Origin of the sequence: Metapseudomonas boanensis, from assembly GCF_042232855.1 — a bacterium.
GTDB lineage: Bacteria > Pseudomonadota > Gammaproteobacteria > Pseudomonadales > Pseudomonadaceae > Metapseudomonas > Metapseudomonas boanensis.
Genome location: NZ_CP113889.1, coordinates 2,066,798 through 2,079,837, shown reverse-complemented (window position 1 = coordinate 2,079,837; position 13,040 = coordinate 2,066,798). Strand labels below are relative to the sequence as shown.

General features: G+C 63.6%; 12 protein-coding genes. 4 read left to right on the top strand and 8 right to left on the bottom strand.

Annotated features, from left to right (window positions below):
- Nucleotides 1-161: 161 nt before the first annotated feature.
- Nucleotides 162-1,553, bottom strand: a complete 1,392-nt coding sequence (locus tag OXH74_RS09490) for an FAD-binding oxidoreductase (RefSeq protein ID WP_375740997.1) — start codon at nt 1,551-1,553, stop codon at nt 162-164.
- Nucleotides 1,554-1,731: 178 nt separating this feature from the next.
- Here OXH74_RS09490 and serA point away from each other — a divergent pair, with 178 nt between their 5' ends.
- Nucleotides 1,732-2,961 carry a phosphoglycerate dehydrogenase gene (gene serA / locus OXH74_RS09485; RefSeq protein WP_215377323.1) on the top strand — a complete coding sequence of 410 codons (1,230 nt, stop codon included), beginning with the start codon at nt 1,732-1,734 and terminating at the stop codon, nt 2,959-2,961.
- 177 nt (nt 2,962-3,138) lie between these two features.
- On the opposite strand, the gene OXH74_RS09480 is transcribed toward serA, so the two are convergent.
- The 3 genes from OXH74_RS09480 to OXH74_RS09470 form a co-directional block, all read right to left on the bottom strand.
- A complete protein-coding gene (locus tag OXH74_RS09480; protein ID WP_375740996.1) occupies nt 3,139-3,570 on the bottom strand; it encodes a DUF4399 domain-containing protein in 432 nt (143 codons plus the stop codon).
- A gap of 79 nt (nt 3,571-3,649) precedes the next feature.
- A complete protein-coding gene (locus OXH74_RS09475; protein ID WP_375740995.1) occupies nt 3,650-4,141 on the bottom strand; it encodes a DUF523 domain-containing protein in 492 nt (163 codons plus the stop codon).
- Nucleotides 4,142-4,226: 85 nt separating this feature from the next.
- Nucleotides 4,227-4,847, bottom strand: a complete 621-nt coding sequence (locus tag OXH74_RS09470) for a 2OG-Fe(II) oxygenase (RefSeq protein WP_375740994.1) — start codon at nt 4,845-4,847, stop codon at nt 4,227-4,229.
- A 219-nt stretch (nt 4,848-5,066) separates the two neighbouring features.
- Here OXH74_RS09470 and OXH74_RS09465 point away from each other — a divergent pair, with 219 nt between their 5' ends.
- A complete protein-coding gene (locus tag OXH74_RS09465; RefSeq protein WP_375740993.1) occupies nt 5,067-5,834 on the top strand; it encodes a hypothetical protein in 768 nt (255 codons plus the stop codon).
- A gap of 44 nt (nt 5,835-5,878) precedes the next feature.
- Here the strand turns inward: OXH74_RS09465 and OXH74_RS09460 are convergent, their stop codons facing one another.
- Nucleotides 5,879-6,823: an alpha/beta hydrolase gene (locus OXH74_RS09460; protein WP_375740992.1), complete on the bottom strand. Its 945-nt coding sequence runs from the start codon at nt 6,821-6,823 to the stop codon at nt 5,879-5,881.
- A gap of 122 nt (nt 6,824-6,945) precedes the next feature.
- Between OXH74_RS09460 and OXH74_RS09455 the strand changes: the two genes are divergently transcribed.
- Nucleotides 6,946-7,527 carry a DUF6436 domain-containing protein gene (locus tag OXH74_RS09455; protein WP_375740991.1) on the top strand — a complete coding sequence of 194 codons (582 nt, stop codon included), beginning with the start codon at nt 6,946-6,948 and terminating at the stop codon, nt 7,525-7,527.
- On the opposite strand, the gene OXH74_RS09450 is transcribed toward OXH74_RS09455, so the two are convergent.
- Nucleotides 7,514-8,560 (bottom strand): AraC family transcriptional regulator, encoded by a 1,047-nt coding sequence (locus tag OXH74_RS09450; RefSeq protein ID WP_375740990.1) that lies wholly within the window; start codon nt 8,558-8,560, stop codon nt 7,514-7,516. The two genes, OXH74_RS09455 and OXH74_RS09450, sit on opposite strands and share 14 nt — an antisense overlap.
- A 107-nt stretch (nt 8,561-8,667) precedes the next feature.
- Here OXH74_RS09450 and OXH74_RS09445 point away from each other — a divergent pair, with 107 nt between their 5' ends.
- A complete protein-coding gene (locus OXH74_RS09445) occupies nt 8,668-11,049 on the top strand; it encodes a penicillin acylase family protein (protein WP_375740989.1) in 2,382 nt (793 codons plus the stop codon).
- 214 nt (nt 11,050-11,263) lie between these two features.
- Here the strand turns inward: OXH74_RS09445 and OXH74_RS09440 are convergent, their stop codons facing one another.
- A complete protein-coding gene (locus OXH74_RS09440) occupies nt 11,264-12,142 on the bottom strand; it encodes an ABC transporter permease subunit (protein ID WP_215377303.1) in 879 nt (292 codons plus the stop codon).
- Nucleotides 12,139-13,020 (bottom strand): ABC transporter permease subunit, encoded by an 882-nt coding sequence (locus OXH74_RS09435; RefSeq protein ID WP_375741588.1) that lies wholly within the window; start codon nt 13,018-13,020, stop codon nt 12,139-12,141. Before OXH74_RS09435 ends, OXH74_RS09440 begins: the two co-directional genes overlap by 4 nt.
- Nucleotides 13,021-13,040: the final 20 nt, after the last annotated feature.

Genomic DNA, 13,040 nt, shown 5'->3' with positions numbered 1-13,040 from the left:
CGATGGACGAGCGCCAGCGAGTAAAGCTGGCGAGTAAGCGGCGTTTACGAGCTGTATGAGCAGTGCTCACTCCGTTCGTTCGGGCCGCCCTTTCGGGCTTCAGCAGGCGAGCCTGCTGTCAGAGCCTGTTTTCAACAACACCTGGCCGAGCGCAGTAGCTTTCAGTTGAAAATCTTGCCGGGGTTCATGATGCCGTTGGGATCGAACACCGCCTTGATCGCCTTCATCACCGCGATCTCGGCCTCCGAGCGGCTGTAGCCGAGGTAGTCGCGCTTGGTCATGCCCACACCATGCTCGGCGGAGATCGACCCGTTGTACTTCTGCACGGTCTCGAATACCCACTGGTTGACGGTCGCGCACTTGGCGAAGAACTCGTCTTTGGTGAGATTGTCCGGTTTGAGGATGTTCAGGTGCAGGTTGCCGTCGCCGATGTGGCCGAACCAGACCACTTCGAAGTCTGGGTAGTTGGCTTCGACGATGGCGTCGATGTCATGCAGGAAGGCCGGGACCTTGGAAACGGTCACCGAGATGTCGTTCTTGTATGGCGTCCAGTGCGAGATCGTCTCGGAGATGTACTCGCGCAGCTTCCACAGGTTCTGCAGCTGCTGCTCGCTCTGGCTCATCACGCCGTCCAGCACCCAGCCCTGCTCCACGCAGTGCTCGAAAGTGGCCAGGGCGTCGTTGGCGATCTCCTCGGAAGCTGCCTCGAACTCCAGCAGCGCATAGAAGGGGCATTCGGTCTCGAATGGGGCCGGCACGTCACCGCGGGCCAGCACCTTGGCCATGGCCTTGTCGGAGAAGAACTCGAAGGCAGTCAGGTCCAGCTTGCTCTGGAAGGCGTGCAGCACCGGCATGATCGAGTCAAGGTCGGGCGAACCCAGCACCATGGCGGTGAGATTCTTCGGCGCACGGTCCAGACGCATGGTCGCTTCAACCACGAAGCCCAGCGTGCCCTCAGCACCGATGAACAGCTGGCGCAGGTCATATCCGGTAGCGTTCTTGATCAGGTCGCGATTCAGCTCCAGCAGTTCGCCAGCACCGGTGACGACCTTCATGCCAGCCACCCAGTTACGGGTCATGCCGTAACGGATCACCTTGATCCCGCCGGCGTTGGTGCCGATGTTGCCACCAATCTGACTGGAACCGGCGGAGGCGAAGTCCACCGGATAGTAGAGGCCCTTGTCTTCGGCGAAGTTCTGCAACTGCTCGGTCACCACGCCCGGCTGGCAGACCACAGTGCGGTCGAACTCATTGAAGCCGAGGATCTGGTTCATGTAGTCGAACGCCACGACCACCTCGCCATTGGCCGCAACCGCAGCCGCGGAGAGGCCGGTACGACCACCCGAAGGCACCAGCGCGACCTTGTGCTGGTTGGCCCAGCGCACGATGGCCTGCACCTGCTCGACGGTCTTGGGGAAGGCAATAGCCAGCGGCGCTGGGGCGAAATGCTTGGTCCAGTCCTTGCCGTAGGCATCCAGGGATTGGGCGTCGGTCAGGACCTTTCCGGGTTCAACCAGGGTCTTCAGCTCTTCGATCAGGGCAGTGTTGGTCATCAGCGGAACTCTCAAATCATTCATGGTCGCCCTGAGAACGATTCAGGTCGCAACCGAGCAAGGAAAAAGGAGTTCATGCTAGCATACGCACCCCGCGAATCGTGCGCTTCAGCCGATTTTCCGGGTAGCCGCCCCACGGCCCGCTTCGTCATTTTTACCGGGATACATAGGTACGCAGATGAGCAAGACCTCTCTCGAAAAGAGCAAGATCAAGTTCCTTCTCCTCGAAGGCGTCCACCAGAACGCCGTGGACACCCTGAAGGCCGCCGGCTACACCAACATCGAGTACCTGAAGGGCGCCCTCTCGGGTGAAGAACTGAAGGAAAAGATCGCCGACGCACACTTCATCGGCATCCGCTCGCGCACCCAACTCACCGACGAGGTGTTCGACTGCGCCAAGAAGCTCATCGCGGTGGGCTGCTTCTGCATCGGCACCAACCAGGTCAACCTTTCTGCCGCCCGCGAACGCGGCATCGCGGTGTTCAACGCCCCGTACTCCAATACCCGTTCCGTTGCCGAACTGGTGCTGGCCGAGGCCATCCTGCTGCTGCGCGGTATTCCGGAGAAGAACGCCTCCTGCCACCGCGGCGGCTGGATCAAGTCTGCTGCCAACTCCTTCGAGATCCGCGGCAAGAAGCTCGGCATCGTTGGCTACGGCTCCATCGGTACCCAGCTGTCCGTCCTGGCCGAAGCGCTGGGCATGCAGGTGTTCTTCTACGACACCGTAACCAAGCTGCCGCTGGGCAACGCCACCCAGGTGGGCAACCTGCACGAGCTGCTCGGCATGTCCGACATCGTCTCGCTCCATGTGCCTGAGCTGCCGTCCACCCAGTGGATGATCGGCGAGAAGGAAATCCGCGCGATCAAGAAGGGCGGCATCCTGATCAACGCCGCCCGCGGCACCGTGGTGAAGCTGGACGCCCTGGCCGAGGCCATCAAGGACGAACACCTGATCGGCGCCGCCATCGACGTGTTCCCGGTCGAGCCCAAGTCCAACGATGAAGAGTTCGAGAGCCCGCTGCGCGGCCTGGACCGCGTGATCCTGACTCCGCACATCGGTGGTTCCACCGCCGAAGCCCAGGCCAACATCGGGCTGGAAGTGGCCGAGAAACTGGTCAAGTACAGCGACAACGGCACCTCGGTGTCCTCGGTCAACTTCCCGGAAGTGGCGCTGCCGTCGCACCCGGGCAAGCATCGCCTGTTGCACATCCACCAGAACGTGCCGGGCGTGATGAGCGAGATCAACAAGGTGTTCGCCGACAACGGCATCAACATCTCCGGCCAGTACCTGCAGACCGACGAGAAAGTGGGCTACGTGGTGATCGACGTCGACGCCGAGTACTCCGACCTCGCGCTGGAGAAGCTGCAACACGTCAACGGCACCATCCGCAGCCGCGTGCTGTTCTAAGCACCCTTCGTGATTGAAGAAGGGAGGCCTGGGCCTCCCTTTTTCTTTGCTTTGTCGCCTCGCTGGTGCGAATTCATTCGCGAAGCTGGCCGAAGGCCGGCCCAGAACCGCCGAGCAGTTCATTGCGAATGAATTCACGCGACAACCCGTTTCCGGACTTGCCAGTGATGAGGGTCTTTATTGCACGATCACGGTGATCTTCTCGGAGATCACCGGCGGATCCAGCGGGACGTGGTTCTTGTCGCCGACCAGCAGTTGCAGGCTGTGCTTGCCGGGCGGCAGCGTCAACTGGGTTTCCGTCTGACCCTTGCCGAAATGACGGATGTTGTCGGTCATCGGCAGTGGCATATCCATCGCGGGCTCATCATTCAGATCGATCAGCAGGTGATGGTGGCCCGTAGCGGGCGCATCGACGCCAGCAGGCGCCACGCCCATGCCTTTGAGGCCGAACTTGACGGTGAAGGTCTGGCCCACGGTCGCACCATCTTCCGTCTCGATGAAGTACACCTGCGCACCTTCGGGTGCAGGTGTCCGCGGAATGGCCGCAAGGACAGTCGCTGAAGTCCCGACCAGCAGAGTCGCAAGGCTCAGGTAAGGCAAAGTTCTCATAACGTTCTCCATGTTGTATGAGCCCCATTGCAGACCGTTCTCTCCCTGCATGGTTCAGCCCCGATGCCGTGCAGCGGTATCAAGACTTGTCCAGCTCCGCGAGGCGGGCCACCGCCTCGTCCAGCTCTTCCTCGCTGAATACTTCGACTCCGGCGCGGCGCAAGGCGGCTGCGGTAACGCCTTCGCCCGCCACTCGGGTCCCGCTGAAGCTGCCGTCATAATTCTCACGATTACCGCACGACGGGCTCCGCGCCTTGAGCACCGCCATGCGAATGCCGTGGGTGGCCACCAGATCAAGGGCGATCCGCGCCCCGGCGACGAACTCGGCGGTGACATCCTGGCCGTCATCGGTCATGACCGGTAGCTCGCCCTCAAGCACACGAGCACCCTGGCCGCTGGGGATCTCTGCCGGCGCACGCGGCGTCGGCAAGCCGCCCGCGACTTCGGGGCAAAGCGGCACGATGCGCCCCTCGACTTGCCAGCGCTCCAGCGGGCCGAACGGGCCGTGGGTGCCGCCGTCATAACGCACCCGCTGCCCGAGCAGGCAACGGCTGACCAGAATCTTCTGCATTCTCAACTCCTCAAGGGACGAGCCGGCCGGATAACACATCACCGACCTGTACGGTACCTTCCGGGACCGAGGGCACAGGCCGCCATCAGAACGGCCCGTCGCCGCGTCGGCGGAACCAGCCGGTCAACGAGAGTCGATCGCGCGTGGCCGGCAACACCTCATGTGGCAGTTCTGCGGACAGAAACACCACCAGGCTGCCACCCAACGGAGGCACATCATGCTCACCCTCGTCCAGGTGCAGGCGCAGGGCTCCGCCGTGCTCCACGTGCCAGTCCGCATTCAGGTAGGCCACCACAGAAACCGCGCGGCGATCGTCGTCGCGGAAACGGTCCAGGTGCTTCTGGTAATACGCGCCTGGCGGATAGAGGGCGAAATGGCACTCGAAATCCTCCAGGCCAAGGAACAGCTCGCGGTTGAGCGCCCGCCGCAGTTCGTCCATCAGACTCAGGTAGGCGTCGCTCGCCGTGGACTGCCCGGCGTCGAGCCAGTCAATCCGGTCGCCACGGATGCCTTCGCGTACCTGCTGACCATTGGCGCGCCCAACCGCTGCGGGCGTGAGGCCGCCTTCGGCTGCCCGAGTGCGGCATTCGGCAGCCAGGGCGACGACCAGCTCGGCAGGCAACACAGCCGCGTGGTGCGACCAGCCACATCGGGCCAGATCACCGCTGATGTGGGTGAAGATCGAAGTGTCGAAGGGGGGCGTCATGGTGGCGTCATTCTACCAGCGCGTAGGACTTGTCCGACATAGCTCGAGGAGCGTTCTGTCGTATCGACAATAAGGCTCGAGTCCGCTGAAAATAGCCGCTCGTTCCGCCTGGGCCTGACAGCCGCTTATCGTCCGTCCGATAAACCCGCCCTCTACCGAACCGAGGCTATCCTGCCCGAGTCCGATAGGTATTGTGGATCGCGCCATCAAGGAGACTCCATGCGCCTGCTTTTCGCTGTTGCCCTGCTGCTGCTCGGCCTTCCCGCCTTGGCTGACGATCATGCCAGCCTCTACCAGGCCGCCGGTTGGGCAGACCAACGCGCGCATTTCAACGATGCCCTGGCAGCGGCCCAGCAGCGCTATCAGCAGACGCTGCCGCCGGCCGTTTACCAGGCGCTGGTGGACAACAGCAATCGCCGCTTCCAACCCCAGGCCATCGACCAGCGCGCGCAGACAGCCCTGCGCAACCAGTTGAACGATCCACGTCCGGCCCTGACGTTCTTCCAGTCACCTCTGGGACGCAAGATCATTGCCGCCGAGGTCCTGGCCACGCGTCGCGACCAGCTAGCCATGCATACCGGCGGCCTGCCGCGCATCGAGGCCAGCGCCACCCGGCGCTTGCTGGTCCGCCACCTGGCCCAGGCCTTGCCCGCCCGCGAGGCTGGGGCCGAGGTCAGCCTGGCCCTCGCCGGCGTCGCCGCCGACAGTCTGAGCCAGATGCTCCCCGGCCTGCTCGGTGGCGACCAGACCCAAGGCATGATCGATGGTCAGCGCCAGCGGCTGATGGAGCAGATCGGCAACGATCTGGATAACACACTGCTCTACGTTTACCGCGACCTGTCCGACCCGGAGCTGGAGGAATTCGTCACCTTCGCCGAGTCGCCCGATGGCAAGGCCTATTATCAGGCCGCCCTGGCCGCAGTCCGCGCAGGCTTGGCGGTCGGCCAGGACGCATCCAGCCTGACGCCGGTGCAGCAAGGCTACTGAGCAGCGCGGGGTCGCGTAATCGCCGCAGTGCCCGAGCGGCCCCGCTATCGGCCCAGCCGTTCCCGGAGGAACTGGAAGTAGCGCTGGCGATAGGCAGGAGACTCGTTCACCAGATGGTGACCTGCCCCCGGCAGCATCAGCACTTCAGGACGATCGAACTTGTCTTCCAGCACCTCAAGGTTGTGCTGCCAGTCCACCGTCATGTCACCTTCCCCCTGGACCACCAAGGGGCGCCGACTCGAACGGGACGCCGCCTCGATACGCGGGACCCAACGGGCCAGCGCGCCGACCCAGGCGGTAGGCAGCGTTTGCGGCTGTAGCGGGTCGCGGTGATGGACGAAGTCGATGAACTCGGGGTCGCTGGAGTTGACGCTGAAACGCCGGGGAATGCCCTCGACGAAGGGACGCATCAGGTGATAGCTGAGCTTTGACCAGCCCCAGGCCCGTGGCCGCACCAGGGGAGCGAATAGCAGGGTCTCGCCGAGCTCCTCGCGCGGCGAGCCGGTCAGCAGGTAATCGAGCAGGATAGCGCCGCCCGTGCTCTGTCCGGCCAGGTGCCAGGGCTGCGGCAGCTGCAGCGCCTCGGCTTCGCCCAGCAGGGCCGCCAAAGTGGCCTGATACTCGGCGAAGTCTCCGATGCTGGCCCGCGCGCCGCTGGACAACCCGTGCCCGGGCAGATCGCAGGACAGCACTGCGAAACCCATGCCCAAGGCCCAGTCGATCAGGTGGCGGTAGAGGCCCATGTGGTCGTAATAGCCGTGCAGCAGCACCAAGCTGGCGTGGGCCCCGGCCGGCCACCACAACTGGGTGACCACCGAGTAGCCGCCGACCTGGAGGCAGCCGAGACTCGTCCGCAGCCCCAGATGCTTCTGGGCGAAATCCAACCCGTAGTAGGCCCGGTAGACCTCGGCCTGCCGCAAGTTGGCAGGCCCTGCGGCCAATGGGCGCAGCATCGAACGCAGCAGGTCGGGTTGGAAGCTTTCGAGCATTGGGGGTTCCATCGGCTAAGTAACGATATCCACAGGGCATCCTGGCGCCCTGATTGGCTGACGATATTCTGCTGCGCATCGCGACGTGGCAAGCTACACGCCCTTTGTATGGCCAACTCCGCATGCGTTCGTCCAGCCCCAAGACCCTGCTCAGCTGTCTGCTCGTAGTCGCCTGTATCGCCGCAACCTTCGCCGCCTATCGCTGGTACGAGACACGCTATATCCGCCCCTTCAATCCCCAGGCGACGGTGTTCTCCGGGGAGAACCTGCAGCTTCCGGTGAACCTGGCCGGGTCGGGACCGATCCGTCTGGTGCACTTCTGGGATCCGGCTTGCCCATGCAATGCCGGCAACCAGCAACACCTGGCTGAACTGATCGAGCGCTTCGTGGCCCAAGGCGTCGAGTTCTATGCCGTGCAGAAGCCCGGCAGCTCGGGCCACCTGCCGCCCACCCTGCAAGACTTGCAGCCGCTGAAAGACGTGCCGGGGGCCGACCAATTACCCGCAGTGCCGGCCGTGGGCATCTGGGACAAGGACGGTCATCTGGCTTACTTCGGCCCCTACAGCGAAGGTGCTGTATGCAATTCCGCCAACAGTTTCATCGAGCCCGTCCTCGAAGCCCTGATCGCCAACCGCCCCGTCGCCGCCGCAGGGACCCTGGCCTCAGGCTGTTTCTGCAGCTGGCGGACAACTACGGAGCCTTGACCAAAAGCCACTCCCGATAGGCTTCCGGCGGCATGCCGTACCAGCGACGGAACGCCCGGTAGAAAGGCGACAGCTCGGCGAAACCACAAGCGCGAGCCACTTCACGGATGGCTTGCCCTTCCCGTAGCAGGGCCTGAGCCCGGGCCTGCTGCACTGATTCGCGCACCCGCCGCAGGTTGCTACCCTGGCCGGCCAGGGCTCGCTGCAGGGAACCCGCGGATAGCCCCAACTCGGTTGCGCACGCCGCCATCGAACAATCTGCCCTCCCCAGACGCACTCCCAACAGATAACACAGACGATTGAGCAGGTCGTTCTCCGCCAGCGCAGCCAACTGTCCTTCGGCATGTTGCCAGAGCAGGCGGTGCAAGGTCGGATTGGCGGTGCGCGATGGCCGCTTGAGCAGCGCAGCAGGAAATACCAGGGCATCGTGCTCGCCGGCAAAGCTCGGCGACACACCGAACAGGCGGAAATGTTCGCCGACGCGCCGCGGCATGGGGTGGCGAAACTCCACGCCGTCGAGGCAGAACTCATCGTCCGTGATGAACTTGAGCAGCTTGGTGAACAGCACGGCCAGACACTCCATCTGCTGGCGCAGCGAAGGAAAGCCGAAATAGTTGAGGTCGAGCACCAGGCGTGCGTGCCGGCCGTCCACCTGGAGATGTGCGACGAAGCCGCCGGAAAGGATGTGCTGAAAGCGCAGGAAGCTTTCCAACGCCTCCTCCAGGTCCCGACTGGCCAGCAACAGATAACCGACCACATCCAGCAGGCGCGGCTTCATCACTTCGCCAAGGTGCAGGCCGATGTCGGGATCGCCAGTCAGCGCATCAGCGGCCATCCAGAACAACGGCGCCTCGTCATGGCGCAGACGCCCGTCCGTTGGCGGAGGCCGCAGGCGCCGATGCTGGTTGATGCCCTGGTAGACGCGAGTCGGGTCCAGGCCGAGCTCGGTCAGCGCCTCGTAGAGCAGGCGCCTGAGGGTGGCGGAATGGGTCAAGGGCGAAATGGGCCAGGCATCAGCATCGTCGTGGGACATGGGCACTCCTTGGATTGACCAAAGACTTCCAGCCCGCGAGTCTCCGGTCAATGCCATGGTACTGCCAGCCAAGGACAATGCTGACACCAGAACAAGGAGAACCGTTCATGAAACGTACGTTGACCACCCTGGCTGTCATCATCGCCGCCACGGCCGCTGGCGCCGCTTGGTACAGCGAAAGCAGCAAGCCGCAGCGCAGCGGCGAACTGGCCCTCGCCCATCTCGATGCGCCGGTCACGGTGCGCTACGACGAGCGCGGCGTCCCGCATATCCAGGCCGCCAACGAGGCCGACCTGTACCGCGCCCTTGGCTTCGTCCATGCCCAGGACCGGTTGTTCCAGATGGAAATGCTGCGCCGCCTGGCCCGGGGCGAGTTGGCCGAAGCCTTGGGTGCCAGGCTGGTCGATACCGACCGTCTGTTCCGCACCCTCGGCATTCGGGCCCATGCCGACGACTACGCGCGCAAGATGGACATGAACAGCCCGGCAGCCAAGGCGCTGCTGGCCTATCTCGACGGCATCAACCAGTTCCAGGAAAGCCGCCCGGCGCCAGTGGAATTCGACCTGCTGGGCATCGAGAAGCGCCCATTCACCGTCGAAGACACCCTTTCCGTGGCCGGCTACATGGCCTACAGCTTTGCCGCTGCCTTCCGCACCGAGCCGGTGCTGACCTATGTGCGCGATGAGCTGGGCGCCGACTACCTGAAAGCTTTCGACCTCGAATGGCACCCCAAGGGCGTGGTCGGCCAAACGCTGGCCACCAATGACTGGAACGACCTCAACCGTCTCGCTCGCCTCAGCCAGCAAGCCCTGGTAGAAGCTGGCCTGCCACAGTTCGAAGGCAGTAACGCCTGGGCCGTCTCCGGCCGTCGTACCGCCAGTGGCAAGCCGCTGCTGGCTGGCGACCCGCACATCCGCTTCGCGGTGCCCGCCGTCTGGTACGAAGCACAACTGAGCTACCCCGGTTTCAACCTCTACGGCCATCACCAGGCACTCAATCCCACGGCATCGCTGGGGCATAACGAGCGGTTCGCCTGGAGCCTGACGATGTTCCAGAACGACGACCTCGACCTGATTGCCGAGAAGAGCAACCCGGACAACCCGCAGCAAGTCTGGTACCAGGGCCGCTGGGTCGACCTCGAACAACGTGAGGAGACCATCCGGGTCAAGGATGGCGAGCCGATCACGCTGACCCTGCGCCGCTCTGCCCACGGTCCGATCATCAACGACGCCCTCGGCGCCGCCGCCGGAAAGACGCCGATCGCCATGTGGTGGGCCTTCCTCGAAACCGAGAACCCTATCCTCGACGCCTTCTATCAGCTCAACCGCGCCAACACCCTGGACAAGGCCCGCGCTGCTGCCGAAAAGATCCACGCGCCCGGGCTGAACGTGATCTGGGCCAATGCCGACGGGGACATCGGCTGGTGGGCTGCCGCCAAGCTTCCGCAGCGTCCCGATGGCGTAAACCCCTATTTCATCCTCGATGGAAGCTCTGCAGCGGCGGACAAACCCGGCTTCCTACCCTTCAGCGCCAACCCGCAAGAGGAGAACCCCGAGCGCGGCTACATCGTCTCCGCCAACTACCAGCCGCAATCGCCCACCGGCGTCGCGATCCCCGGCTATTACAACCTGCCGGACCGGGGCCAGCGCCTGAACCAGAAGCTGGCCCAGGCCGATGTGAAGTGGGACCTGAACAACAGCCAGGCGCTGCAGCTGGATCCTGCCACCGGCTATGCCCCGCGCCTGCTCGCCCCCATCCTCGATGAGCTGCGCACGGCAGCTGCCGGCGAACGCGAACAGCAGCTGGTCGAACAGCTGGCGAGCTGGAATGGCGATCACGAACTGGACTCCGTGCCAGCGACCCTGTTCAACCAATTGACCTACGAGCTGACCAACGCCGCGATGCGCGACGAACTGGGCGATGCATTCTTCGACAGCCTGCTACAGACCCGCGCGCTCGACGTGGCCCTGCCACGCCTGACCGCGGATGCCGGTTCGCCCTGGTGGGACAAGCGCGGCACCGAGCCTGTCGAAAAACGCGCCGACATCGTCAAGGCGGCCTGGCAGGCGAGCCTCGCCCATCTGCAGAAGGCTTTTGGCGATGACAGCGCCAAATGGAACTGGGGATCGGCGCACCCCCTGACGCACAACCACCCGCTGGGTCAGCAGCAGCCGCTGGATAGGTTGTTCAATGTCGGAGCCTTTGCCGCACCGGGTGGCCACGAAACGCCGAACAATCTCTCGCACCGGGTTGGCCCGGCGCCCTGGCAGGTGATCTACGGCCCCTCGACGCGTCGCCTGATCGACCTCGCCGACGGCGCCCACGGCCTGGGCATCAACCCGGTTGGCCAGAGCGGGGTGCCCTTCGACCGCCACTACGCCGACCAGGCCGAGGCGTACATCAAAGGCGAATACCTGCAGATGCACTTCAGCGAGGAAGACGTGAAAGCCAACAGCCGGGAAACGCTGGTGCTAAAGCCGGCGAACTGAGAACTGCGAGTTGGGCAAGTGCATCTGAAGCCCAACAGCTCTGGCGCGGGGCGAGGCATCCCTCACCACCGGCCCCTCTCCCAAAGGGAGAAGCGAGCGGCGCAGTTCTGTAGGGGTGAAATCATTCGCCAAGCAGGCCAGCGGCCTGCCAAGCCCCCCACTGAAAACGACAATGGCCACCCAAAGGTGGCCATTGTCGTATCGGCTTAAGCGATCAGGCAGCCTGAGCCGGTTTCCAACTGGAGCCAGCGGCTTCCTCGGCCATGGTATCCATCGCCTGCTGGACGGCCCGCTTGCGACGCTCCTCGGCTTGGCGAGTGAAGAACCAGGCGAAAAAGGTGAACAGCGAGACGGTCAGCAGGATCAGGCTGGCCACGGCGTTGATTTCCGGCTTCACGCCCAGGCGCACGGCGGAGAAAACCTCCATCGGCAGGGTGGTGGAGCCGGGACCGGAGACGAAGCTGGCCAGGACCAGGTCGTCCAGCGACAAGGCGAATGACATCATGCCGCCCGCCGCCAGCGAAGGCGCGATCATCGGGATGGTGATCAGCAGGAACACTTTCCAGGGTCGAGCGCCCAGGTCCATGGCCGCCTCTTCGATGGAAAGGTCCAGCTCACGCAGGCGCGCCGATACCACGATCGCCACGTAGGCCGAGCAGAACGTGGTGTGGGCGATCCAGATGGTGACGATGCCACGCTCCTGGGGCCAACCAATCAATTGCGCCATGGCCACGAACAGCAGCAGCAGCGACAGACCGGTGATCACCTCCGGCATCACCAGCGGCGCAGTGACCATGCCGCCAAACACCGTACGCCCCTTGAAGCGCGGGATCCGGGTTAGCACGAAGGCCGCCAGGGTTCCCAGTGCCACCGCGGCCACCGCAGTGTAGAGGGCGATCTCCAGGGAACGGCCGACCGAGCTCATCAGCTGGGTGTTGTCCAGCAGGCCAACGTACCACTTCACCGACCAGCCGCCCCAGACGGTTACCAGCTTGGAACCGTTGAAGGAGTAGATGACCAGGATCAGCATCGGCAGATAGATGAACAGCAGACCCGCCCACAGCATCAAGGTGGAGAAACCGAAGCGCTTCATACCTTGCCCTCCAGTTCTTTCGCCTGGTTACGGTTGAAGAGAATGATCGGGACGATCAGGATCGCCAGCATCACCACTGCCAGCGCGGATGCCACCGGCCAGTCGCGGTTGTTGAAGAACTCCTGCCAGAGCACCTTGCCGATCATCAGGGTCTCGGGGCCGCCGAGCAGTTCCGGGATCACGAACTCGCCTACCACCGGGATGAACACCAGCATGCTGCCGGCGATGATGCCGTTCTTCGACAGCGGCACAGTGATCTTCCAGAAGCTGTTGAAGGTGCTCGAACCGAGGTCCGAGGCCGCTTCGAGCAGGCTTGGGTCGTGCTTCACCAGGTTGGCGTAGAGCGGCAGGATCATGAACGGCAGGTACGAGTAGACGACGCCTATGTACACCGCGGTGTTGGTGTTGAGGATCTGCAGCGGCTCGCTGATCAAGCCCAGGCCCATCAGGAAGCTGTTCAGTAGCCCGTTGTTACTGAGGATGCCCATCCACGCGTAGACGCGGATCAGGATCGCCGTCCAGGTCGGCATCATGATCAGCAGCAGCAGCACAGTCTGCGCTTCCTTGCCGGCGCGGGCGATGGCGTAGGCCATCGGGTAGCCGATCAGCAGGCAGAGCAGGGTGCTGAAGAAGGCGATCTTCAGCGAACCCAGATAGGCCGCCAAATACAGTTCGTCCTCGTTGAGTATCAGGTAGTTACCCAGGTTGAGGATGACCTGCAGCTGGTTGTCGGCCCAGGTGTAGATGTCCGTGTAGGGGGGAATCGCCACGTCCGCTTCGGCGAAGCTGATCTTCAGCACGATGACGAAGGGCAGCAGGAAGAACAGGAACAGCCAGAAGAACGGTACCCCGATGACGAGGTGCCGGCCGGTCGGCAGCACATTTTTCAGTTTGGGAA